This is a genomic window from Dinghuibacter silviterrae, assembly GCF_004366355.1.
GTDB lineage: Bacteria > Bacteroidota > Bacteroidia > Chitinophagales > Chitinophagaceae > Dinghuibacter > Dinghuibacter silviterrae.
The window spans coordinates 148,382-172,237 of sequence record NZ_SODV01000001.1 but is presented as its reverse complement, the minus strand read 5'-3'; the positions used below and the strand labels follow the sequence as shown (position 1 = coordinate 172,237).

The window sequence follows — 23,856 nt, the reverse complement described above, 5'->3', positions numbered from 1 at the left end:
TCATTTACGATATTTTAGAAGAAATATGTTCACGGTGTATCGACAGCTCAACCAGATGGACTGTGGTCCTACCTGTTTGAGAATGGTGGCAAAGTTTTACGGGAAGCACTATGGAGCGGAATATATCCGGGAGTTGATGGGCTCTAATAAGGAGGGGACCTCTTTATATGCGATCAGTGAGACGGCGGAAAAACTAGGCTTCAGGACGAGGGGGGTGCGGATCGGTCTCGAATCGCTCGCTGATGCGGCTACGTTGCCGTGTATCCTGCACTGGAACCAGGACCATTTTGTGGTATTGGTCCGGGTAAAGGGGTCGTCCATAAGGGTGGCGGATCCGGCGGCGGGTTTGCTGCAGTATACCCGGGAACAGTTCCTGGACCGTTGGGCGACGCAGGATACGCAGGAGGAAGGCCCCTCGGGGATTGCCCTTTTGCTGGAACCCGCTCCGGGTTTTTATTCGGAGGAAGGACAAAAGGAGAACGGTTTAAATTGGGGGCTGGTCCTGCGGTACTTACACAATACCAGGGGGCGTATCGTGCAGGTGCTGGCGGCACTTGGGGTAAGCTCGTTGTTGCAGCTTGCGTTGCCCTTTCTGACGCAAAGCATCGTGGACGTAGGGATCAATACCCAGAACCTGCAGTTTGTCACCATCGTCCTGATCGCCCAACTGATGCTGGTGTTTTCCCGGACGGTTATCGACTTTATCCGGAGCCGGTTGCTGCTGGGCATTTCGATGATCGTCAACCTGTCGGTTTTATCGGATTTCTGGATCAAGGTGACCAAGCTGCCGATGTCCTATTTCGACAGCCGGCATAGCGGGGACACGCTGCAGCGGCTGGGCGACAGCCGGCAAATCCAAAGCTTCCTGACCGGAAATGCACTGAATACGTTGTTTTCGATGCTCAACCTCGTCGTTTTTTCGGTGGTCCTGATCATCTACAACGTGGAGATCTTTTTCATTTTTGCCGCGGGCAGTGTGCTTTATTTCTTTTGGATAAAGACGTTTATGGGGGTAAGACGGCGGCTGAACTATAAAACCTTTCACCTGTCTGCGGGAGAGAACAACGCGACCCTGCAACTGATCCAGGGGATGCCCGAGCTAAAGCTGCATCAGGCGGAGCAGGCCAAACGCTGGGAGTGGGAAAACATCCAGGTGCGGATCTTCCGGTTGACGCTAAAAACCCTCAATTATAACCAGCTGCAACAGGCGGGCGCGGTTCTGATCAGCCAGGCCAAGGACGTTTTTATCGTTTTTGTCGTCGCGGGTGAAGTCATCCACGGCAAACTGACGTTGGGCGCCATGCTGGCGGTGCAGTACATCATTGGACAACTGAGCAGCCCGGTGGAACAACTGGCCGGTTTTCTGCAGGCGGCCCAGGATGCCAAGATCAGTATGGAACGCCTGGACGAGGTCCACGGGTTAGAGGAGGAGGAAAAACAGGGGGTGCACTATGACCGTTCGCTACCCCGTCGAAAGGACATCCAGATCCGCGGATTGTCGTTTGCTTATCCGGGTGCCGGGAATGAACCGGTGCTCCGGGACATCGACCTGGATATCCCGGAAGGCCAGGTAACGGCGATCGTGGGGATGAGCGGGAGCGGGAAAACCACCCTGATGAAGCTGTTGCTGAAATTTTATGAAGGGTATACGGGGGATGTGCAGGTGGGAGACGTCGGGTTCCAGCGCCTGGCGCCCTCTGCGTGGCGAAGGGCGTGCGGGGCGGTCATGCAGGAGGGCTTTATATTCAGCGACACGGTAGCCCGGAACATTGCCCTGGGGGAGGAGTCGATCGACTACGAACGGTTGGATATGTGTTGCCGGGCCGCGAACATACAGTCCTTTATCGAATCCCTTCCCAGGGGTTATTATACCATGTTGGGCGCGGCAGGCGTCGGGGTCAGTACGGGTCAGAAACAGCGCATCCTGATTGCGCGCGCCCTGTATAAGGACCCGAGTTACCTTTTCTTTGACGAAGCAACCAATGCGCTGGATACGGCCAATGAATCCACCATCGTCGAAAACCTGGCGGTTTTTTTCAAAGGACGTACCGTAGTCGTCATTGCCCACCGGCTCAGCACGGTCCGGAATGCGGACAAGATCGTCGTCATGGACCAGGGACGGATCGTGGAGGAGGGTACGCACGAGGCCCTTTCGCGCGCGCGGGGTAGTTACTACCGGCTGGTCAAAAACCAGATTGAACAATAAAACGTCGCTATGCCATCCCCTATAAGAAGATCGGAGGAATTGGACGAGATCATCTCCAGCCGGCCCGGGTTTTACGAACGCTGGGCCCTTTGGGGCTTTTTTATCTTATTGGCTGTTTTGGCGGGGGGTGTCGGGTTGATCCATTACCCGGACATCGTCCAGGCCGATGCCACCCTGGCGGCCACCAATGCCCCCAAGGAAGTGGTACCTCATTCCAGCGGCCGCCTGGTGCGTTTGCTGGCGGCCAACGATGACCTGGTCCGGGAGGGAAGCGCCATCGGATGGTTGGAAAGCACGGCGGATCACGCGGCGGTGTTCCGGCTGGATACGCTTTTGGACAGCTGTCTGCATTTGTTGAACACGGATCGTACGGATAAAGCGTCCGCGCTTTTCAGGGCGCCGTTTGGAAACCTGGGAGAGCTGCAGACCACGTATCAACAATTTATACAAGCGTATCAGCAGTTCAACGACTACCTGGTGAACGGGTATTACATCCATCGCAAGGAAGGCCTGACCCGCGACCTGGAGTATCTCCGGCAAATGCACGGCGTCCTGGAGGACCAGCAAAAACTGACGCGTAAAGACCTGACGCTTTCTCAGGAAGCTTACGACGCCAACAGTTCGCTCTACCAGGAAAAAGTCATTTCCCGCCAGGACATGCGGGACCAGGAAAGCAAATTGGTGGGCAAACAGCTGACCCTGCCGCAAATCAGCTCCGCCCTCTTAGCCAATGAAACCAGCCAGGTGGACAAGCAAAGGGATATAGATGAGCTGGAACACAGCATTTCCCAGCAGAAGGTCCTGTTCCAGCAGGCCGTCCGGACGTTGAAAAGCGGTGCGGAGGACTGGATCCGGAAATATGTGCTGACGGCCCCCGTCGGCGGTCGGGTGGTGTTTATCGTTCCCCTGCAGGTGGACCAGTACATCCAGGAGGGCAAGGTGCTGGGGTTCGTGGACCCGCTCAACAGCCGTTTTTATGCGCAGGTCAACCTGGGACAGGCCAACCTGGGGAAGCTGGAGGTGGGGCAGCGCGTGCAGCTTCGTTTCGATGCCTATCCATACCAGGAATTCGGGTACGTGGAAGGGCGACTCCAGTACATCTCCAAGGTGCCTTCGGACAGCGGGTTCCTGGCCAATATCGAGCTAACCCATGGACTCCTGACCGCTTATGGAAGGCCTATCCAATACAAAAACGGCCTCCGTGCACAGGCGCTGATCGTTACCAAGGATATGCGGCTGGCAGAGCGTTTTTATTCCTCCGTTGTAAAACGGATAAGCCGGTAATGTTTTTCCGTATAAAGACGGATTGAGCGGGAAAGAAGAGTTCGGTATCTTGTCTGCCTGGTTTTCTATGAAGACAAGTATACTGCTGGTGCTAACCGTGATAGGTGGGCTGATCGGGTGGAGGGCGTCGGCCCAGACCTTGTCGGGCACGGTTACCGATTCGGTTTCGCACAAACCCCTGGAAAGGGCGGTGGTTTGCGTGGTGGCCCAGGGCAGGAGGGATTCCCTCCGGGTGTCTACAGATACATCAGGGATCTACGAAATAAAAAAGGTTCCCCCCGGGGACGTCTTCGTCGTGGTGAGCTTTATAGGCTATCGCACGCAGACGCGTTTGCTGCGGGCGGGAACCAGGGGGGACCTGGGCAATACCGCCCTGGTCCCCCAGGTGCGTGAGATGCAGGAAGTCGTGATCGAGGCGCCTGCCATACGGCTCAAGGAAGACACGGTGGAATACCGGTCGGATGCCTATCCTGTACGAAAGGACGCCGTGCTGGAAGACCTGCTCCGGAAGCTGCCCGGTATACAGGTAGACCAAAACGGCAATATTACCGCCTACGGCCGGCCCGTGACAAAGATCAGGATCGGCGGGAAAGACTTTTTCCTGGGGGACCCGAAACTGGCCACGCAAAACATACCCGCGGAGATCATCGACAAAATACAGGTGATCGACGACAAAAGTGAGCAAGCTAAACTGACGGGGTTTGACGACGGGGAAAGGGAACAGGTGATTAACCTCTCCATCAAAAAGAACCGGATGGACTCCTATTTTGGGAACCTGACCGCCGGGGCCGGAAACGATGGCCGTTACCTGAGCGCGGTGCGGGCTTTTCGCTTCGACCAGGATCAGCAACTGGCCTTGATCGGGGGCGCCAACAATACCAACGGGACCAATATTACATCGGGGGCGACCACCTCCGGCCCCCCGGACAATAATGCCGCTTCGATGGGCGTGAACTTTTCGGGAAAGCTGGCGGCTCACCTGACGCTCACCGGCAGCTACAATTACAGCACGAGCCATTCCATTACGGATCAGTGGTCCAGGCGGGAATATTTCCTGGATACCTCGTATATCTATCTGCAGGATGTGCACTCGGACAGCCGTCAGCAGACCCATTCTATCCAAATGGCTTTGGGTTATGGCGTGGGCAAAAATGATACCGTGATTTTTCGCCCCAGCCTGAACTATGGCATCAACCACCGGCAGACGGCCAACGCCTTCAGCTTCGAGGATGCGGCCGGCGATACGACGAGCCAGGGGACCCAGGCGTACAGCGCGGACAACACATCGCCCAACCTTTCAGGAACGGTGACCTGGCTGCACCGGTTTGGAAAACCGGGGCGGGCCCTAACCGCCAATGTCAGCGCGGGACCCGGTCCCGTCCGGGAAACCGACAATAATTTCTCCACCAACCACATTTACACGCCTTCCCTGTTGGATACGATTTGGCAGACCAGCGACATCCATACCCGGAAACAACAGTATTCCGCCAGCCTCAACTATGTCGAACCCCTTGGGAAGAACAAAAGCATGGAGGTGTCGTATAACTATAACCGCAACGAAAACCTGTCCGCGAAAGACGTTTACGACATCAGTGCGCTCAATAAATCCCTGAACGACAGCCTCACCAATTCGTTTGACAATGTGTTGGTCACCCACAGGATCGCCGTGAATTTCCGCCAGGGGAATAAAAAGTACAACTACCAGGTGGGGCTGGGGGTTCAGCCTACCCTCCTGGACAGCCGTTCGGTTATCATGGACACGCCCCGGACGTTCCGGCAGCCCTCTCTGGAGGTGGTGCCCGTCGCCAGTTTTTACTACCAGTTCAGCGCCAACAGGCGGATCCACTTTTATTACAATGGCGCTACCCAGCAACCCAGCATCGCGCAACTTCAACCCGTGCCGGATTATACCAACCCACTTTTTGTGGCCGAAGGGAATCCCAACCTGAAACCCTCGTTCAACCACAACTTCCGGGTCAGCTATAACGACCTGGACCGGCTTACGGGGCGCTCGTTTTTTCTAAACGGGTACTCCACCGTCCAGCAAAACGCGATCGTCAGCAACATCACCCTGCTCACCGGCGGCAAACAGGTGGTCCAGCCGGTGAACATACAGGGCAATTACTCGATCGGGAGTTCCTATAACTACTCGCGGCCCTTTTGGGGTCGACAGTTTACCCTGTCGGCCAACGGCAGCCTGGGGTATAACCAAAACGTCAGCCTCCAGTCCGGGGTGCGCAATACCGGAAAAAACTGGACGGGTGCGCAGGGGTTGCGCCTGATGGTGACCATGGGCAAATGGCTGGACCTGACCTCGGAGGGGGTATATACGTTTAACAACAGTGTGTATTCCCTGGCGGCTACGGCTGCCAACCGTGTATCCTCCTGGGCCTTTAGACAGGAAGGACGCGTGGATGTCATCGGGGACCTGTCGTTGCGGTATACTTTTTCCTACACCATCAACGAGAATGTCCCCCCTGGCGTCAGCCCGACGATTACCCTGATGAGCATGGTCCTGGAAAAGCGTATTCTCCATGAAAAAGGCATCCTGGCCCTGTCGGTCAACGACTTGTTCGACAACGCCGTGGGGTATTCCCATGGGTGGGGCCAAGGGTATACGGAAGACGATCAAAATACGGTCATGGGCAGGTTTGTCCTGGCTTCGTTCACCTGGAAGTTCCAACAAATTCGCGCGGGTGCAAAAATGCCGGGCGGCGTAAGCAGGTGACGGGTGTAACAAATTCGTGGTTTTTGCATCCTATATTGTGTATGACGCTCCCAACCATGAGACCACTGTTCACCTGCATCGCTTTTCTCGTTGCCCACCTCGCCCTGGGCCAGACTCCTGTATCGGGTGTGGTACGGGATTCCGCTTCCGGCCAGTCCATGGAAGGGGCGGTAGTGACTTTTGTGGACCTGGGCGGGAAGGATTCCACCCGTACGCTGACCGATAGCCGGGGCCGGTTTTTTATCCACAGGGAGGCGAAGGGGGACTTCGTCCTGATGTTTAGCTATGTGGGCTACCAGACACGGGCATACCAGTACCCGGCCTCGATGCAAACGGATGTGGGCGCCATCGACCTGGCGCCTTTTATTGTGCGGATGAAGGACATCCTCATCGAGTCACCGCCCATTGTTCTGAAGACGGACACGATCGAATACAGGGCGAGCGCCTACACCGTAAAAGAAGATGCGACGGTCGAAGACCTTTTTAAAAAAATGCCGGGGATACAGGTAGGCGCGGACGGGTCGGTCACGGCGGGCGGACAGACGGTGACAAAGATCAAGGTCAATGGGAAAGACTTTTTTGGGAGCGATCCGAAAATGGCGACAAAGAACCTGCCGGCCGACATCGTGGAAAAGGTCCAGGTGATCGATGAAAAGAGCGACCAGGCGAAGTTTTCGGGTTTTGACGACGGGCAGCGGACAAAGATCATCAACATCACCCTGAAAAAAGGGGTCAACGGGGGGTATTTCGCCCGGGCTACGGCCGGGGGCGGAACCGACGGTCGCTACCAGGCGAGCCTTACGGCCAACCGGTTTAACAACGACCAGCAGTTGTCTTTGATCGGTAACTCCAATAACATCAACAGCAACCTTTTCTCCTTTAATACGCCGGGGCTGTCTTTGGGTATGGGGGGATTTATGAGCAACTATATGAACACCATGTCCAACACGGGAGGGGCTAATTCCCTAACCAACATGGCCAACAACGGGGACATGGGTTTTATGTCGGCGGGGGGTAACAGCAACCAGACGGGGGTAACGACGGCGCACTCGGGGGGCGTGAACTACGTGGACCAGTGGGGAAAAAAGCTGAGCGTGTATGGCAGTTACCTGTATGGATACGGGTCCACGGTGATGGATCAGCAGACGGCGCAGCAATACTTTTTCCCCGATTCCACGTATTACCGGAATCAACATCAGCACACCCGGACGATCCAGCAAAACCACCGGTTCTACCTAAACATCGAATACACGATCGACTCTGTGAACTCGATGAAGATCAGCCCCGTGCTGACCTACGCCACGATGAACCAGGACAACAATATGGACTTTACCAGCCTGGATGCCCAAAAGGTGGTGTCGGGTGGCGGGATCCAGGCCTACCAGGGGTCCAACAGCAGCCCGAACCTAAGCGGGACCATTCTTTTCCGTCACCGGTTCGAACGGCCGGGACGGACGTTTTCCGTCAACGCCAACCTGGGTACGTCGACAACGAGTGAGCAGGACGACAACCTGACCACCGGGCAGGGGGTGGTGGATTCCCTGCACCAGCACTATAACCTGCACACGAGGACGAGCAACAACGGCGTCCGTTTTTCTTATACGGAACCGCTGTCCAAAGACAAATCGATGGAGGCGTACTATCTGTATAACAACGCCACCAGCTACAACGACAAGCGCACCTACCTGGTGACGGACACGGGAAGCTTTTTTAGCCCCCAGTTGAGCAACGCGTATACCTCTCACTTTATCACCCACCAGGCGGGGCTCAATTTCCGGGAGAATAAAAAGAAATACAATTATACGATCGGCTTTGGATTGCAGCCCACCTCTCTGACGGGGGGATCGGACCTGAAGGATACCCTGCCGGCCACCGCGCAAAGCCGCGTGAACTTTTTGCCGCAGGCGACCTTTACGTACAACTTTGCCCGGACAAAGATTTTCACCTTCCGCTACAACACCGCGATCAGCCAGCCGTCCATCACCCAGCTCCAGCCCCTGGCGGACTACAGCAACCCCTTGTTCATCACGTACGGGAACCCGGACCTGAAGCCACAGTATACGCACACCTTCAGCGCCAACTACAACCAGTTCAACCTGGGTACCGGCAAAATGCTGTTTACCTTTCTCAACGCCAGCATTATCCGGCACCGCATCGTCAACAACACCATCATCTTAGCCGACACCGGGCAGGCCAACCGTCCCCAGAACCTCAACGGCTATTACAACGTCAACGCCCTGTATGTGTTCTCCGAGCCCTTCAAGCACCGCACGTGGGTGTTGACGTTTATCGGGAACGCGACCTATACCAACGACGTCAGCCTGGTGCAGAACCCCGACCACGCCAGCTTCGTAAGTAGCCTCCCCAGCACCGGGCACAACTGGGTGGTGTTTCAAAGCGCGACCGTGGAATATTACCGCAAACAATGGCTGGAGCTGACGGCCGGGGTCAATTATACCGGCAACTGGACACACTATGCCCTGGACACCATGGGGACCGGGACCTTCAGTACCTGGGCCTTTACGCAAACGGGCCGGGTGGACTTTTTAAAGACCTTTAGTCTCAACTACGAGTTCCGGTATAGCCTGAATGAGGGGCTTCAGGCCGGGATCGGTAAAAACATAGCGCTGATGAATGTCTGGCTGGAACAACGCGTCCTCAAAAGAAAAGGGGTGATCCGGCTGGGGGTCAACGACCTTTTCAACAGCAACGCGAGCATCTCCCGGACCTCCACCGGGACGTACACACAGGATGTCCAGAGCAGTGTGCTGAACCGCTATGTCATGCTGAGTTTTGCTTATAAATTCCAGAAATTCAAGGGTATACAAAAAACGGTCAAGCCTAGGGACGGGGTAATGGTCATGCCACAGTAAACCCGAATGTTTGATTTTTGTAATCAATGGTTTGATCCGGGCGCGGGGGCCGGCTTATTTTTGCATCATTATGCTGACCAATAAGCTGAGGTACATCATGGCGACGGGATGCGCCATTCTCGTAGGAAATATCTATTACTGCCAGCCGCTTTTGGGCGAATTGTCCCGGAGTTTTGCCGTTAGCGAACGCTCGGCGGCCTTTGTCAATATTTTCACCCAGGCGGGTTACCTGCTCGGTCTTTTCTTTATTGTTCCCTTAGGCGATATGATCAGCCGGAATAAGCTCATTGTATGGATGCACTGGTTTGCGGCCGTGGCGATGCTGGGCGCGGCCATGTCGCCCACCATCGGCTGGTTGAAGGCGGCGTCCCTGGTGGTCGGGATATCCACCACGGCCTGCCAGGTATTCATCCCCTTTGCCGCCCAACTGGCCAAAGAAGAGGAACGCGGGCGGGTCGTGGGCTCCATGATGGGCGGCCTGCTGACGGGGATCCTGTTGTCGCGGACGCTGGCGGGTTTTGTGGCCCAGGAATTGGGCTGGAGGGGCGTATACTACGTGGCTTCGGGGTTGATGGTGGTGATGGCATTGCTATTGAACGCCACTTTGCCGTCCGAGCGGCCGTCCTTTAAGGGTTCATATCGGGAGTTGATGACATCCCTGTGGCACCTTTTAAGGACGCAACCGGTTATCCGCCAAAGTTCGCTCATCGGGGCCTCGCTGTTTGCGGCGGTCTCCGCCTTCTGGGCGACCCTCGCTTTTTTCCTGGAAGCCCCGCCTTTCGGGTACAGCCTTTCGGTGATCGGCTTGTTTGGTGTGATCGGGGCCGGTGGCGCCCTGGCCAGCCCGCTGGTGGGCCGTATCGCGGACAGGCGCAGCGCCGTTGTCCCCATCCGGATCGGGATCGGGCTGATGATCCTGGGGTTTTTGATCCTGTTTAGGGCCGATTGGAGCGTAGGCATCGTCGTGGCGGGGGTCATTTTACTGGACATCGGCGTGCAGTGCGCACACGTCCCCAACCTGGCCCGGAACTACCGGTTGCTGCCGGAAGCCAGGACGCGGTTGAACACCATCTATATGACCTCGTACTTCATTGGGGGGACCCTGGGGTCGACCCTGGGCAGCCTGGCCTGGAATGCGGGGGGCTGGACCGGGGTTTGTCTGTCGGGGCTGGGGCTGATCTCCGTGGCGGCGGTGGCCGTCCTGTTGGAATCGTTCGGGAACGGACCCGTGGCGAGAATATCCCGGGGAAGAGCCGTTTTGTAGGTATTTCCCCTGTTTTCGCTTACCTTTGCCCCCAATTTTTACCAGTTATGAGTGGTCAGTTAAAAGAAGTACGCCTCCGCATCAAATCCATCCAGGGAACCCAGCAGATCACCAAGGCATTGAAAATGGTGAGCGCCGCCAAGCTGCGCCGCGCCCAGGACGCCATCCTCCAGATGCGTCCCTACGCCCAGAAGCTGCAGGAAGTGCTGGCCAATATCGTGAGCAACACGGATGGAGATCTGGGGCTGAACCTGGCGACCCAACGGCCGGTAGAACGCGTATTGTACATTGTCATCACATCCGACCGCGGTACCTGCGGGAGCTATAACTCGAACGTGATCAAATTGGCCCGCCAGTCCATGCAACAGAAATACCCGGCTGCCTTAGCCGCCGGAAAGGTCACGGTCTGGGGTATTGGTAAAAAAGGCTTTGAATATTTCGAGCGCAACCGGTTCAAGGTGAGCGCCTCCTACAAAGACATTTTCCTGCACCTGTCCTTCGAGCAGGTCCAACAGGCCGCCCAGGCGGCCATGAAGGCCTTCCTGGACAAGGAATTCGACGCCGTGGAGATCGTCTATAGCGAATTCCGCAACGCTGCCACCCAGGTCTTCAAGGTGGAGCCTTTCCTCCCCATCGCCAAGGTGGAGAGCAAGGCCGGCGCCAAAAAGGCGGACTTTATTTTCGACCCTTCCAAAGAAGCGCTCGTGGCCGAGCTCATGCCGAAGATCCTCAATACCCAGTTGTTCAAGGCCGTCCTGGACGCCAATGCTTCGGAGCACGGGGCCAGGATGACCGCCATGGACAAGGCCACCGAAAATGCCAACGAGCTCTTGCGCAACCTCAAGATTTCGTACAACCGGGCCCGCCAGGCGGCCATTACCACCGAACTTACCGAGATCGTCAGCGGGGCAGCCGCCTTACAAGGCTGATGCAATTATGGAGCTAAGCCAGATCATTCCCCATATCGAAGTGTTGATCTTTGCGAGCGACAAACCGTTGACCAATGCCGAATTGCTCGACCTGGTCAACAACGCCCTTGGCTTTATCGAAGACCGGGCGGTGCCCGAACAGGTCGAGGCGGCGCTGGAAGCCATCCGCGAGAAATACGCTTCGGAGTTTTATCCCTTCGAGGTCCGGGAAAGCGGCGGTGGCTGGCAGTTCCTGACCAAAAAGGAATACCACAAAACGGTGGCGCTCCTGGTCGGGGACAAGTTCCTCAAACGGTTGAGCGCCGCGGCCCTGGAGACACTGGCCATCATCGCCTATAAACAGCCCATCACCAAAGGAGAGATCGAATCGATCCGCGGTGTCAACAGCGACTATTCCGTGCAGAAGCTCCTGGAGAAGGAGCTGATCGTCATCTCCGGCAGGAATGAGGAGTTGCCGGGTAAACCCCTGGTGTATTCGACCTCGCGGACCTTTATGGACTATTTCGGGTTGAATTCGGCCGCGGAGCTGCCTACGATCAAGGAGGTCCTTTTGGAGCAACCGGTGTTGCCCTTTGTCGTGACGAATGACCATCCTGTTGAGACCGATCGCCTGGAGGAGGAAGACCGGTTGTCGGTGAGCGCCAGCGGCGACCTCGTGGCGGGCGCAAAGGGCGACGAGCCCGAACAGACCACTGAAGAAGAACAACAACCAGATCCCGAGTCCTGACTGACAAATTTTTTCCCAATGACCAACGAACAACTGATCCATATTGCCCGTGAATACGGGACCCCTGTATATATATACGACGCCGATAAAATTGCCATCCAATATGGCAAGCTGCAACGTGCTTTTTCGGCTTGCAGCGCGCGCTTTTTCTACGCCTGTAAGGCCCTGACCAATATCAATGTACTTCGGTATATGCGCGCTTTGGGCGCCGGGCTGGATTGCGTCAGCATCAACGAAGTGAAGCTGGGTCTCCTGGCCGGTTTCGAGCCCGGGAACATCCTGTTCACGCCCAATTGCGTGGACCTGGAAGAGATCGTCCAGGCCAAGGAACTGGGCGTGCTGCTGAACATCGACAACATCTCCATCCTGGAGCAGTTTGGCAATAAGTTCGGGGGTTCTTACCCGGTGTGTATCCGGCTCAATCCCCACATCATGGCAGGTGGGAACTATAAGATCTCCACGGGTCACGTGGACAGCAAGTTCGGGATTTCCATCCACCAGATCCGGCACATCGAGCGGATCGTCAAGACGTTCAAGATCCACGTCAACGGGCTGCACATGCATACCGGCAGTGAAATCAAAGACGTGAACGTTTTTCTCCAGGGGTTGGAGGTCATGTTCGAAGAGGCCCGTCACTTCGACCGGCTGGAATTTATCGACCTGGGCAGCGGGTTTAAGGTGCCCTACCAGGAAGGCGAGCCGGAAACCGACGTGGACACGCTGGGTAAAAAAGTATGCGCGGCCTTTGCCGCCTTTTCAAAAGAATATGGCCGTTCCCTGGAAGTCTGGTTCGAGCCGGGCAAATACCTGGTCAGCGAGTCCGGATACCTGGTGGTCAAGGCAAACGTGATCAAGCAAACCACGGCCACTGTCTTCGTGGGGGTGAATTCCGGGTTTAACCACCTGATTCGTCCCATGTTCTACGATGCCTATCACCGGATAGAAAACCTGTCCAACCCCGGTGGCGCGGAACGCATATATACCGTGGTCGGTCATATCTGTGAAACGGATACCTTTGCCTGGGACCGCAAGCTCAACGAGGTGCGGGAGGGCGACCTCCTGGTCTTCTATAATGCCGGGGCCTACGGGTTCGAGATGTCCTCGAACTTCAACTCCCGTCTGCGGCCGGCGGAGGTGATGGTGGAAAAGGGTGAGGCCCGGCTGATCCGGAAGCGGGATGTGTTCGAGGACCTGTTGAGGGGTCAGGTGTATGAGGCGCCGCAACTCAGTGCAACCGAATGATATGAAAAGATATGTATTGCTGGCCTGTGTGCTGGGTGTCTTCGGAGCGCTTCAGGCCCAGGACCTGAGCACCTTCCACGCCTATCACCCGGAGGAGGATGCTGCCGCCGGTCTTCAACGGGCGGTGAAGTCGGCGTCGGCGGCCCACAAGAATGTCTTTGTCGAGATCGGTGGCAACTGGTGTGTATGGTGCGCCCGTTTTGCAGAACTGAGCGGCACCGATCACCAGATCGATTCCGCGCTCAACACGGATTTCGTCGTCCTTCATGTCAATTTTTCCAAAGAAAATATGAACCTGCCGTTGATGGCGAGGCTCGGGTATCCCCAACGGTTTGGATTCCCCGTTTTTGTCATCGTCAATGACCGGGGTACCGTGGTCCACATCCAGAACTCGGAATACCTGGAGCAAGGGAAGGGATATAACAAAAAAATGATCTTATCTTTCCTGGACGATTGGTCGCCACGCGCACTGGATCCAGCCTCCTATTAGAAAAGCGATGAACAGCTTTCCCACCACCCCGAAAGAGCGTTTTCTCCGGATGATTTCCAGGGGCTGGTCTTTCTCCTTTTTCCTGTTGCGGTTTATGCCAAGCGCCCTTTTTGCCGGCGTGCGGATCAGGGGTCTGGGGGATGAAGAATGCATGGTGTCGGTCCCTTATTCCTGGTTTACCCGGAATCCTTTCCGGTCGACGTATTTTGCCTGCCTGGCGATGGCGGGCGAGATAAGCACGGGCATCCTGGCCATGCTGCACGTCCGGGATACGGACCGCGCGGTGTCCATGCTGGTGACCGCCATGGAATCGAAATTTCATAAAAAAGCAAGGGGCGTCACCCGTTTTATCTGCAAGGACGGGCGGTTGCTGCAGGCTGCCGTACAATACGCGGTGAACCGGGGTCAGCCACAGACCTGCAAGGCCTATACGGTGGGAATCGACGCCTCCGGGGATTGCGTAGCGGAATTCTGGATCACCTGGTCTTTCAAACAAAAACAGCATTGACATGAAGATTGGTTTTCACGGGGCGGCGCGGACGGTGACCGGCTCCAAACACCTCCTGACCCTCGACAACGGAAGGCAGGTATTGCTCGATTGTGGGATGTTCCAGGGCATGGGCAAAGAAACAGACACGCTCAACGGGGTGTTTGGTTTTGACGCACAAACCGTGGACTACCTCATCCTGTCGCATGCCCACATCGACCACTCGGGCCTGGTGCCCAAGCTGGTCAAGGACGGTTTCAAAGGCAAGATCTTTGCGACCTCCGGCACCCGGGACCTGTGTGCCGTGCTGTTGGAAGATTCTGCGGAGATCCAGCGGGACGATACCCACTTCGAGAACAAGAAGCGCGCCCAAAAGGGGTTACCCCCGATCGAACCGTTGTATGGTATCGAAGACGCACGGAAGGCCATGGATCTCTTCCAGGTGGTGCCCTATGGGTCGTTTTTTCAAATCGAGCCTGGTCTGGAATTGTTGTATACCGACGCCGGACATATCATCGGGAGCGCAGCCGTTTCCTTGAAGATCACTTCCGGCGGTCGCGAAACACACCTTACCTTCAGCGGGGACGTCGGCCGCTACAAGGACCTGATCCTGAAAAGTCCCCAGGCCATTCCCCAGGCGGACTATATTCTGATCGAGTCCACCTACGGGGACAGTCTTCACCTGCAGGTAGCCGACGCTGCTGAAGTGCTCCTGGACTGGATCACCAAGACCTGTCTCCAAAAGAAGGGGAAGCTCATCATCCCCGCGTTTAGCGTTGGGCGCACCCAGGAGTTGTTGTTTATGCTCAACCAACTGGAGCTCGATCATAAGCTGCCTTCCCTGGACTACTACGTGGACAGCCCGCTCAGTTATGAAGCGACGCAGGTGGTCAAAAAGCATCCCGAAAACTTCAACGACTATATCACGGGCGTCCTGAAAGTCGACAGCGATCCCTTTGACTTCAAGGGGCTTCAATACATACAGGACGCGGAAGCCTCCAAGGCCCTGAACGGGCGGACCGATCCGATGGTCATCATTTCCGCCAGCGGGATGGCCGACGCGGGCCGTGTCAAGCATCATATTGCCAACAATATCGGGGACCAGAAAAATACCATCCTCATCGTCGGATATTGTGAACCCCATTCCCTGGGCGGACACCTGATCGGGGGCGCCAAAAAGGTGCACATCTACGGGGACGAATACGCCGTGGTGGCAGAAGTGGGGCAGATGCGCAGCATGAGTGCCCACGGGGACTACCAGGACCTCCTGCACTTCCTGGCGGGGCAGGACCCCACCAAGGTGCGGAAAGTGTTTGTCGTGCATGGGGAGTACCCGGTGCAGCAGGGGTTTCAGAAGCACCTGGCGGAGAAGGGATTTACCAACGTGGAAATTCCCGAACGGCACCAGGTGTTTGAGCTCTAGCGCTTCCACTCCCCGTTGACGAGCCGCCAGATCCCCAGGGGATTGGCGTCCTGAAGTGCCTCCGGGAGCAAGTGATCCGGGAATTGCTGGAAACATAACGGGCGCATAAAGCGCTTGATCCCGTCTTCGCCCACAGAGGTAAAACGGCTATCCGTCGTGGCAGGGTAGGGGCCTCCGTGTTGCATGGAGGGGACGACCTCGACGCCCGTGGGGACACCGTTCCAGATAAACCGTCCACAGCGTTGCTGGATGGTTTCCACCAACCCGGGGTGTGCGTGGAACTCGGACTCCGTCGCCACGAGGGTGCTGGTCAGTTGTCCTTCGATATGTTGGGCCACCGCGAGCATTTCCCCGGGGTTTTCACAGACGACCAGTAATGAATAAGGACCGAAGACCTCCTGGTGGAGGAGGGGGTTTTCAAGAAATCGCGCAGCGGTAGTGCTGGCCAGTGTGGGGAGGCCTTCCGGTCCCTCGATACCCGTGGCCAGGGTGTCGACACCCGCCTGTTTGAGCGCAGCCGCTCTTTTCTCCGCATAGGCTTTGGCAATGCCCGGGTGTAGCATGGGCGCGGAGGGCACCTTTGCGATGGCCCTGGAAAGCTCCTCAACAAATATGTCCAGCCCCTGGCTTTTGATGCCGATCAACAAACCGGGGTTGGTACAAAACTGGCCGACACCCTGGGTGATGGAGGCTGTGTATTGAGCCGCCACCGTTGGGGCCGATTCTTCCAATTTGCCGGGAAGTAAGAAAACGGGGTTGATGCTCCCCATTTCGGAGAATACCGGGATGGGTTTGGGGCGCAGATTGGCCCAGTCAAACAAGGCCTTGCCCCCGGCGGTGGATCCCGTAAAACCGACAGCTTTTATAAACGGGTGGGTGACGAGGGCTTTCCCGATTTCGAAGGAGGCCCCGTGTACATGGGCAAAAACCCCGGCGGGCATACCGCTCTTTTCCGCTGCTTCCAGCACGATCCCAGCGACCCGTTCTGAGGTAGAGGCGTGGGCGGGGTGCGCTTTGACGACCACCGGGCAGCCGGCGGCCAGGGCGCAGGCGGTGTCACCGCCGGCCGTGGAATAGGCAAAGGGGAAGTTGCTCGATCCAAAAACGGCAACGGGTCCCAGGGGCACCATCATCTTCCGGATATCTACCCGCGGTGCGGGTTTGCGGTCGGGCAGGGCCGTGTCGATCCGGGCTTCGAGCGCGTGTCCCGCCAGGGCACCGTCTGCGTAGCTGCGGAGCTGCCAGCAGGTTCGGGCCACTTCACCGGCCAGGCGGTCGGTCCCCAGGTGGGTTTCCCCCGCGGCCAGCCGGACGAGGGCGTCCCTGTCCGCTTCGAGACCGGTGGCGACCCGGTGGAGAAAATCCCTCCGGGCGCGAAGGGAGGTGTTTTTGTAGGGGACAAAGGCCTGGGTGGCCAGGGTCAGTGTCCTGTCCAGGTCCGGTAGGGAAATGTCGTTATAGGTCACAGGCATATTTTCTATAAATTTAGCCTACAAAACAGGTACCAAGTGGCAGAACGTACAATACTCATCACCGGGGCCGCCGGCGGGCTCGGAAAGACAGTGGTCTCTTTCTTTCTGGACAAGGGTTTCCGGGTGATCGCAACCGTTCGGGAGGAGCTGGAAAAGAAAGCGCTGGGGACGCACCCTCTCCTGGATGTGCAGGTGGTAGACCTCTCTGAGGAGGAGGAAGCGCAGTCCCTCGTAGAGGAATCCTTAAGGACCTACAAAACCATCGATGCCGCCCTGATGCTGGTGGGTGGTTTTGCCATGGGGGGCGTGGCCGATACCAAAGGGGCCGACGTCCGGAAAATGATAGGACTCAACTTCGAAACGGCCTATTATATCGCCCGCCCCCTGTTTGCGCAGATGCTGCGCGCGGGTAAGGGCAGGCTTATCTTTATCGGCGCCCGCCCGGCCCTTGTCCCCTCCCAGGGGAAACACGCGCTGGCATACGCCCTGAGCAAGTCATTGCTGTTTCAACTGGCTGAAGTACTCAACGTAGAGGCCAAGGGAAAGGACGTCGTAGCGCACGTGGTCGTGCCCTCGACCATCGATACACCCGCCAACCGAAAAAACATGCCTGACGCCGATCCGAAAACCTGGGTCACTCCCTCGCAACTGGCAGAAATCTTTCACTTTATCTGCACCGATGCCGCCGCCCCCCTGCGGGACCCTGTCTGGAAAGTGTATAACCAGGCATAACTGGATAAGATTGTAAATTTTGATTATCAAGTAGATGTATTAACGAGCAGCGTATCGGGCGCTGTTTGTGTCCTATAATTATTGCTAGGACCCCAAAAAGATCCTTTGATTTCATTTTTGACGGTGTTATTTTTATAACAGCTTCTGTGTAGTCTAGATCATTTCAAAATTCTTCTTTTCTAGATTTTACCCCAACCCGCTCCCTATTCGCAGCCCTATCCCCTTAACCCGCCCCCGCTTGCTTCCCCCTTGCGTCGATTCACTAGAGTATTGAAACCTAGAAACCTAGAAACCTAAACCAAACGAGATATGAGAAAATTCTTACTTCTCCTGGGGGCGATATGCCTCCTATGCTCCGTGCTATACGGTCAGGCATTGGTGACCGTGAAAGGAAGGGTACTCGACGACAAAGGTCAGCCGGTACCGTTCGCCAGCATCAAACTCCGTCATGGCAAAACAGGCGTAGCCGCAGACAAAGACGGCAACTTCACCATTTCAGCACCCAAAGGTGAAGCCCTTCTTATTACGGGAGTCGGCATAGCGCCCTCGCAATATACCGTTACCGGGACCACCGGTGCGGCGGTTATTACCGTCGCCCGGGAAACCAGCAGCCTGTCCGATATCGTGGTTACGGCGATGGGGATCAAACGTCAACCAAAGGAAATCGGCTATAGTACGGCGACGGTCGGGGCGAAAGACCTTAATGTCGGGAGCCCCGTGGACCTTCAATCAGGTCTTACGGGCAGGGTAGCGGGGTTGCAGATCACGGAAGTGAACAACAGCGTCAACCCGGACTTCCGGATCATTCTTCGCGGGGAACGCCATATCACCGCGGACAACCAGGCCCTGATCGTGCTCGACGGTGTGATCGTCACGGCCGACATCCTGGGCAGCCTCAACCCGCAGGACGTGGAAAATGTGACCGTTCTGAAGGGGGCCAGCGCCTCTGCCTTGTATGGATCTGAAGCTTCCAACGGTGTCGTCATCATCACCACCAAACACGGAAGCCCCGACGGCAAACCCCGGATCACATTCAGTTCGACGGTGCAGGCCCAGCACCTCTCTTACTATCCGAAGCTGCAAAACCAGTTCGGCGGATATGGAGGGGAAGCCTCGGTCTGGTACGGGGGGCCCAACGGGACGTTCTACTGGGCGGTCAATCCGCTGACCAATATGACCCAGATGGTGCCGTATGAAAACGAAAGCTATGGTCCTCCCTTTAACGGAGCGCTGTATGTGATGGGTGGTCCGGACGCTGCCGGGCAATACCTGAAGCTCCCTTATTCTGCGGCCAGCAAGCCTCCTTTGCTCGCCTTTACAAAAACGGGCGTCACCACCCAGAACAATATCTCCTATTCCGGAGGGGACGCTAAAAATAACTACTTCATCTCCGCCCAGGACGTAGAAACCAGCGGGGTGGTTCCCAAGGACAAGTCCCGGAGGGACAACCTCCGCTTCGCGAATATGCGGACCTTTGGCAAGTTCTGGGCGCAGTACGACCTGAACTTTTCGGAAGTGTACTCCAATACGGTGGGTGGGGACCCGATCTCGGGTAACCCCATCTTCTGGAACCTCCTGAACCTGCCGGTGAACCTGCCGATCAATGACTTCAAAAACTGGCAGACCAACCCCTTCGCCAACCCGTTCGAAGCCTGGCCCAATTCTTACTATACCAACCCCTGGTACCAGATCGACGCTTCCAGGGTGATCACCAAGACGGACAGGATAACAGGTAATGTGGCCCTGGGGCTGGACATCCTGCCCTGGTTGAAGGTATCGTACGGATTGGGTGCAACGATCGACTGGGAAAACGGCAAGAACACCGTCGCCGGGTATACCGTACCCGCGTATTATGCCACGCCCGCGGGCCTGGGTCCCTGGGGGTCCTTTGCCAACACAGCGACCACGCCTTTCAAGAACGGATCCCTGACGGATTATATCCAATACAGGAGGCGTCTCCAACAAGACATCAAGGTGAACTTCAACAAGAATTTTGGGCGGTTCTCGATAAACGCCTACGTGGGTAACACGATCTGGGACCGGTACCAGAGCAACCAGTCGGACGCTTCCAGCCAGGCGTTTATCCCGGGTTTCTATAACATCAGCTACACCCTTGGCTCGCCCACCGTGGCCCAAAGCATATCGGAAAGCCGCCTGATCGGTGTGTTCGGAGACCTGACCCTTGGATGGGGCGGGTACTTGTTCTTACACGGCTCGCTGCGCAACGACTGGACCTCGCTCCTTTCGGCCGGCAAAAACAGTTATTTATACCCCGCCGTGGACGGATCCTTTATCTTTACGGAGGCCTTTCCCACCCTCAAATCGAGCCTTCCCTGGCTAAGCTCGGGTAAGATCAGGGCCAACTACAGCGTCACCGGTGAAGTGAGCGTAGGACCCTATTCGATCTCCAGCACGTTTACCGTCCCCGGCAACTTCCCTTACGGGAACCTGGCAGGTTTGCAGAATTCCAACCTGTTGGGCAACCCGGACCTGGTCCCTGAAAAGTCCGCGGATGAAGGGGTCGGCCTGGACCTGGGTTTCTGGAACAACCGGATCAATGTCGTGGCAGACTACTACCATACGCTGACAAGGAACCAAACCTTCCCGGTCGGGCTTGCCCAGGAGACGGGTTTTACAAAGGCTTATGTGAACGGGGGTGAAATGCTAAGCCAGGGTGAGGAGGTTTCCGTCAACATTTCCCCGCTGGTGACCGGTCGACAAGGGCTGCGCTGGGACATCGGCGCCAATGTATCCTTTAACCAATCGAAGGTGCTCTCCCTATATGGCGGCGGCAAGCAGTTCCAGATTCAGGACAACAGCGGCAACTCGACGACGTCCTACGCGGTCGTTGGACAACCCTACCCGGTTATCGAGGCCGCCGACTTCCTGAGGGATCCGAAAAATGGAAAGATCCTGGTCAACACCCAGGGGATGCCGGAAGAAAGCCCCAACCTCGTGATCGCGGGCCGTTCGACACCGGCGTATATCCTGGGGATCACCACCTCTCTCTCCTACAGGCACTTCACACTCTCCCTGGTGGCCGACTACCGGGGTGGGTACAATGTGGTGGAAGCGATCGGGGGCTCTCTGGACTTCACCGGGGTGGGCGTTGGTTCCACCCAGGCCGGGCGGCAGCGTTTTATTTTCCCGAACTCGGAGATCGACGAAGGGAACGGGAAGTATGTGCCAAACACCTATCTGTCCGTAGCCGATGGCAATTACGGACTTTGGGTAGGCAACCCGAACTATGCCTATGCCTCGGGTCTTTATGGCTATACGGCCCACACCAACTTCGTCGTCAGCGCGGCGGCCTGGAAACTCCGGACAGCCTCCCTTTCCTACGACTTCAGCCATTTCGTCTCTACCCACACAAGCTTTATACGGGGGGGGACCTTTGCGCTGGTGGGGTATAACCTCCTGATGTTCGTGCCCAAGCAAAACATTTATGGAGACCCGGAATTCAACGCGGACAATTCCAATGCATCGGGTTATACGGACCAGAACCAGTTCCCGGCCACCCGGAATTTTGGAGCAACGCTCACCGTGAATTTCTAACCATAAACCGGATCGAATCATGAAGCGAATACATTATCTATATACGATGGCCCTGGCGGCGCTTATTCTCGGCAGTTGCGGGAAAGGTTACCTGACCAACCTGGCGGTCAACCCCAATCAACCGTCAACTTCCCAAACCAGTCCCAGCCTGGTTTTGTCCGCCGCCCTTGCTTCCACGGTAGCAGAAGTCCAGGGAGGCGATTACAATGCCCAGTCCACCTGGCTGGGGAACATCAACTACAAGGGGGGATACGCCATCAGCACCAATACCCTGACCTATATCCTGACCAACGGGGCCTATAACGGATGCTGGGGGAACCTGTACTATAACCTCACCAACTACAACTTTATCGTGCAGAAGGTGGCGGGCACCCAGAACAACGACGACTACACGGCCATCGGCAAGATCATGGAGGTCTGGGATTTCGCCTACTTAGTGGACAATTTCAACAACGTTCCCTATTCCCAGACCATGAAAGCGCCCACCGTCAATACGCCGGCATACGATACGGCGGAGACGATCTATACCAGCCTGGTTACCTTGCTGGATACGGCCATTAACCTGATCAATGCCACGTCATCGAACACCACCGAAAGCAACCCGGGCAGCTTCGATGTCCTGTTCGGGGGGAACATGAGTTTGTGGGCGGCCTTCGCCAATACGCTAAAATTGCGGCTGCTGCTTCAGCAAAGCGAGATGAGCGGACGTTCCTCCTATATCACCCAGGAACTTGCGGTAACGGCGTCCACCCCTTACCTGGGACCCGGTCAAAATGCGTTCATCCAGCCCGGGTATGCCAACCAGAACGGGCCAAACGGTGGGAACCAACAGAACCCCTTCTATGGCTTTTTAGGCTATACCATCAATGGCTCCCCTACGGGTTTTTATGCGGAGCAGGGCGCCTGCCAGGCGGCCATTGACTTCCTTAACAAGACAAACGACGCGTTTCGGCTGCCGCTGGAATACGACTCCGTACCCGGCGTGTCGCCGGCGTCTTATTCCGCCGCCTACTTCGGTATCCTGCCGGCGGGAAATATCTCCAGCCTGGGACACTATGCGGGTAATCAATCCGGCCAGGGCTTTCTGCAGGGGCCAAAAGTACCGGCCGTCCTGATGAGCGCCGGGGAATCCTTGTTGATGCAAGCGGAGGCCGCCGAAAGGGGATGGATCTCCGGGGGGGATGCAGCCGCTGAAAACTTCTACCAGGAGGGTATTACAGAATCTTTCGAATACCTGGGCGGGGTCTACAGCGGAAGCGGATCCGCCTCCACCGCTACGGCGGCGGCCCAGGCCTACTATGGCCAGACGGGCGTCCAGGACGTATCCTGGTCGGGGACAACCAACCAGAAGATCCGGGCCATCATCATGCAGAAATGGATTGCCTGGGCCGTGCTGAACCCGATGATATCCTGGAACGATTACCGGCGTTTCCAGGACATGACGAACCCCGACGGCACCACGGGCTGGCCGGACGTGCCCCTTTCCCAGGACCCGAACAACAAGGCCACCCACCTGCCTTACCGGGTCCTTTATCCCAACAGCGAATACCAGCTGAACGCCACTAACGTGGGCGCCCAGGGAACAGTAACCGCAGACAGCAAGATATTCTGGATGCCTTAAAAAATTTACCACTATGCAAAAACGAAACATACCTACGATATACTGGAGCTTGCTGATCATGGCAGGGGTTGCCCTCGGGGGCTGTTTGAAAAACAATAAGTATTATATCGACTATTCCACAGTAGGAACCCTGATCGAGCTGCCCATGGCGGCCCCGGCGTCGACCCTGCCCCCCAATATCCTGCCCAACGGCTTTGCGATCACCGATTACGGCGCTTATGCCGATACGGTCACGTATAAGTCGGACACCAGCGGCACGCCCATCTACGTGAATGTGGCATCGCCTTCGGTGCCCGGTTCCCAGAATACGGCTACCCTGGCCATAGACACCGCCGCCCTCGATTCGATCAATGCCGCGTTGGGCGGCGTGTATCCGGGGTATACCAACCAGACGAACGGCTATGGTCCCAACGGCAACTATGCCGGGTGGTCCTTTAACGGCGCCCCGATCACTTCCCTGTCTTATGAATTGCTTCCGGCTGCCGATTATACCGTCAGTTCCTGGACGGTGACGATTCCCGGCGGGCAACGGACGTCCCCTCTATGGGTCACGGTGAACACGTCGGTCATAGATACGACCACCGGTATGTATACCGACGCCAATGGAAACCCGGTCAGGGCGTTTAACCATAACTACATCCTGCCGGTGACCATCAAAAGCGCTTCTCAAAAGATCAGTAATTACAACACGGTCCTTGTCAACATCCAGATCGTGTCGCCCGCGTCCTACAACTATCCCCAGTATTAGGGGACAGTGAAAAAGAAGAGGCCGGCTCCCGTATGGGGCCGGCTTTTTCTTTTTCACTAGATAATCTAAATGTGC

16 protein-coding genes are annotated in these 23,856 nt (G+C 56.5%); 15 read left to right on the top strand and 1 reads right to left on the bottom strand.

Going from position 1 to position 23,856, the window contains the following annotated elements:
- Positions 1-25 precede the first annotated feature (25 nt).
- The 11 genes from EDB95_RS00795 to EDB95_RS00745 all read left to right on the top strand — a co-directional run bounded on the left by EDB95_RS00795 (position 26) and on the right by EDB95_RS00745 (position 15,653).
- A complete protein-coding gene (locus tag EDB95_RS00795) occupies positions 26-2,206 on the top strand; it encodes a peptidase domain-containing ABC transporter (protein ID WP_133989630.1) in 2,181 nt (726 codons plus the stop codon).
- A 9-nt stretch (positions 2,207-2,215) separates the two neighbouring features.
- Positions 2,216-3,490 (top strand): HlyD family secretion protein, encoded by a 1,275-nt coding sequence (locus EDB95_RS00790; protein ID WP_133989628.1) that lies wholly within the window; start codon positions 2,216-2,218, stop codon positions 3,488-3,490.
- Between the two features lie 67 nt (positions 3,491-3,557).
- The gene (locus tag EDB95_RS00785) at positions 3,558-6,218 is read left to right on the top strand and encodes an outer membrane beta-barrel family protein (protein ID WP_133989626.1); all 2,661 of its coding nucleotides are present in this window, start codon (positions 3,558-3,560) and stop codon (positions 6,216-6,218) included.
- 41 nt (positions 6,219-6,259) lie between these two features.
- A complete protein-coding gene (locus EDB95_RS00780) occupies positions 6,260-9,091 on the top strand; it encodes a TonB-dependent receptor (RefSeq protein ID WP_133989624.1) in 2,832 nt (943 codons plus the stop codon).
- 70 nt (positions 9,092-9,161) lie between these two features.
- Entirely contained in the window at positions 9,162-10,355 is a 1,194-nt protein-coding gene (locus tag EDB95_RS00775) for an MFS transporter (protein WP_133989622.1), read from the top strand.
- A gap of 47 nt (positions 10,356-10,402) precedes the next feature.
- On the top strand, positions 10,403-11,284 hold the full coding sequence (gene atpG, locus EDB95_RS00770) for an ATP synthase F1 subunit gamma (RefSeq protein ID WP_133989620.1): 882 nt from the start codon (positions 10,403-10,405) through the stop codon (positions 11,282-11,284).
- Between the two features lie 7 nt (positions 11,285-11,291).
- The gene (gene scpB, locus EDB95_RS00765) at positions 11,292-12,011 is read left to right on the top strand and encodes an SMC-Scp complex subunit ScpB (protein ID WP_133989618.1); all 720 of its coding nucleotides are present in this window, start codon (positions 11,292-11,294) and stop codon (positions 12,009-12,011) included.
- A gap of 18 nt (positions 12,012-12,029) precedes the next feature.
- The gene (lysA, locus tag EDB95_RS00760; protein ID WP_133989616.1) at positions 12,030-13,253 is read left to right on the top strand and encodes a diaminopimelate decarboxylase; all 1,224 of its coding nucleotides are present in this window, start codon (positions 12,030-12,032) and stop codon (positions 13,251-13,253) included.
- 1 nt (position 13,254) lies between these two features.
- Positions 13,255-13,743: a thioredoxin family protein gene (locus EDB95_RS00755; RefSeq protein WP_133989614.1), complete on the top strand. Its 489-nt coding sequence runs from the start codon at positions 13,255-13,257 to the stop codon at positions 13,741-13,743.
- A 7-nt stretch (positions 13,744-13,750) separates the two neighbouring features.
- Complete coding sequence (locus EDB95_RS00750; RefSeq protein WP_246073425.1) at positions 13,751-14,251, top strand: DUF4442 domain-containing protein; 501 nt, start codon at positions 13,751-13,753, stop codon at positions 14,249-14,251.
- A 1-nt stretch (position 14,252) separates the two neighbouring features.
- On the top strand, positions 14,253-15,653 hold the full coding sequence (locus tag EDB95_RS00745; RefSeq protein WP_133989612.1) for an MBL fold metallo-hydrolase RNA specificity domain-containing protein: 1,401 nt from the start codon (positions 14,253-14,255) through the stop codon (positions 15,651-15,653).
- Here the strand turns inward: EDB95_RS00745 and EDB95_RS00740 are convergent.
- Positions 15,650-17,125 (bottom strand): aldehyde dehydrogenase (NADP(+)), encoded by a 1,476-nt coding sequence (locus tag EDB95_RS00740; protein ID WP_133989610.1) that lies wholly within the window; start codon positions 17,123-17,125, stop codon positions 15,650-15,652. The genes EDB95_RS00745 and EDB95_RS00740 overlap by 4 nt on opposite strands.
- 36 nt (positions 17,126-17,161) lie before the next feature.
- On the opposite strand from EDB95_RS00740, the gene EDB95_RS00735 reads away from it, so the two are divergent.
- The 4 genes from EDB95_RS00735 to EDB95_RS00720 all read left to right on the top strand — a co-directional run bounded on the left by EDB95_RS00735 (position 17,162) and on the right by EDB95_RS00720 (position 23,781).
- On the top strand, positions 17,162-17,857 hold the full coding sequence (locus tag EDB95_RS00735; protein WP_162852439.1) for an SDR family NAD(P)-dependent oxidoreductase: 696 nt from the start codon (positions 17,162-17,164) through the stop codon (positions 17,855-17,857).
- Between the two features lie 309 nt (positions 17,858-18,166).
- Entirely contained in the window at positions 18,167-21,412 is a 3,246-nt protein-coding gene (locus EDB95_RS00730; protein ID WP_133989606.1) for a SusC/RagA family TonB-linked outer membrane protein, read from the top strand.
- A gap of 19 nt (positions 21,413-21,431) precedes the next feature.
- On the top strand, positions 21,432-23,033 hold the full coding sequence (locus EDB95_RS00725) for a SusD/RagB family nutrient-binding outer membrane lipoprotein (RefSeq protein WP_133989604.1): 1,602 nt from the start codon (positions 21,432-21,434) through the stop codon (positions 23,031-23,033).
- A 13-nt stretch (positions 23,034-23,046) separates the two neighbouring features.
- Positions 23,047-23,781 (top strand): DUF1735 domain-containing protein, encoded by a 735-nt coding sequence (locus EDB95_RS00720; RefSeq protein ID WP_133989602.1) that lies wholly within the window; start codon positions 23,047-23,049, stop codon positions 23,779-23,781.
- The last annotated feature ends 75 nt before the right edge of the window (positions 23,782-23,856 follow it).

Bases quoted from the DNA above. Each gene is read 5' to 3' on its own strand.
- EDB95_RS00795 (WP_133989630.1), top strand. From the start codon at position 26: ATGTTCACGGTGTATCGACAGCTCAACCAGATGGACTGTGGTCCTACC.
- EDB95_RS00790 (WP_133989628.1), top strand. From the start codon at position 2,216: ATGCCATCCCCTATAAGAAGATCGGAGGAATTGGACGAGATCATCTCC.
- EDB95_RS00785 (WP_133989626.1), top strand. From the start codon at position 3,558: ATGAAGACAAGTATACTGCTGGTGCTAACCGTGATAGGTGGGCTGATC.
- EDB95_RS00780 (WP_133989624.1), top strand. From the start codon at position 6,260: ATGACGCTCCCAACCATGAGACCACTGTTCACCTGCATCGCTTTTCTC.
- EDB95_RS00775 (WP_133989622.1), top strand. From the start codon at position 9,162: ATGCTGACCAATAAGCTGAGGTACATCATGGCGACGGGATGCGCCATT.
- atpG (WP_133989620.1), top strand. From the start codon at position 10,403: ATGAGTGGTCAGTTAAAAGAAGTACGCCTCCGCATCAAATCCATCCAG.
- scpB (WP_133989618.1), top strand. From the start codon at position 11,292: ATGGAGCTAAGCCAGATCATTCCCCATATCGAAGTGTTGATCTTTGCG.
- lysA (WP_133989616.1), top strand. From the start codon at position 12,030: ATGACCAACGAACAACTGATCCATATTGCCCGTGAATACGGGACCCCT.
- EDB95_RS00755 (WP_133989614.1), top strand. From the start codon at position 13,255: ATGAAAAGATATGTATTGCTGGCCTGTGTGCTGGGTGTCTTCGGAGCG.
- EDB95_RS00750 (WP_246073425.1), top strand. From the start codon at position 13,751: ATGAACAGCTTTCCCACCACCCCGAAAGAGCGTTTTCTCCGGATGATT.
- EDB95_RS00745 (WP_133989612.1), top strand. From the start codon at position 14,253: ATGAAGATTGGTTTTCACGGGGCGGCGCGGACGGTGACCGGCTCCAAA.
- EDB95_RS00740 (WP_133989610.1), bottom strand. From the start codon at position 17,125: ATGCCTGTGACCTATAACGACATTTCCCTACCGGACCTGGACAGGACA.
- EDB95_RS00730 (WP_133989606.1), top strand. From the start codon at position 18,167: ATGAGAAAATTCTTACTTCTCCTGGGGGCGATATGCCTCCTATGCTCC.
- EDB95_RS00725 (WP_133989604.1), top strand. From the start codon at position 21,432: ATGAAGCGAATACATTATCTATATACGATGGCCCTGGCGGCGCTTATT.
- EDB95_RS00720 (WP_133989602.1), top strand. From the start codon at position 23,047: ATGCAAAAACGAAACATACCTACGATATACTGGAGCTTGCTGATCATG.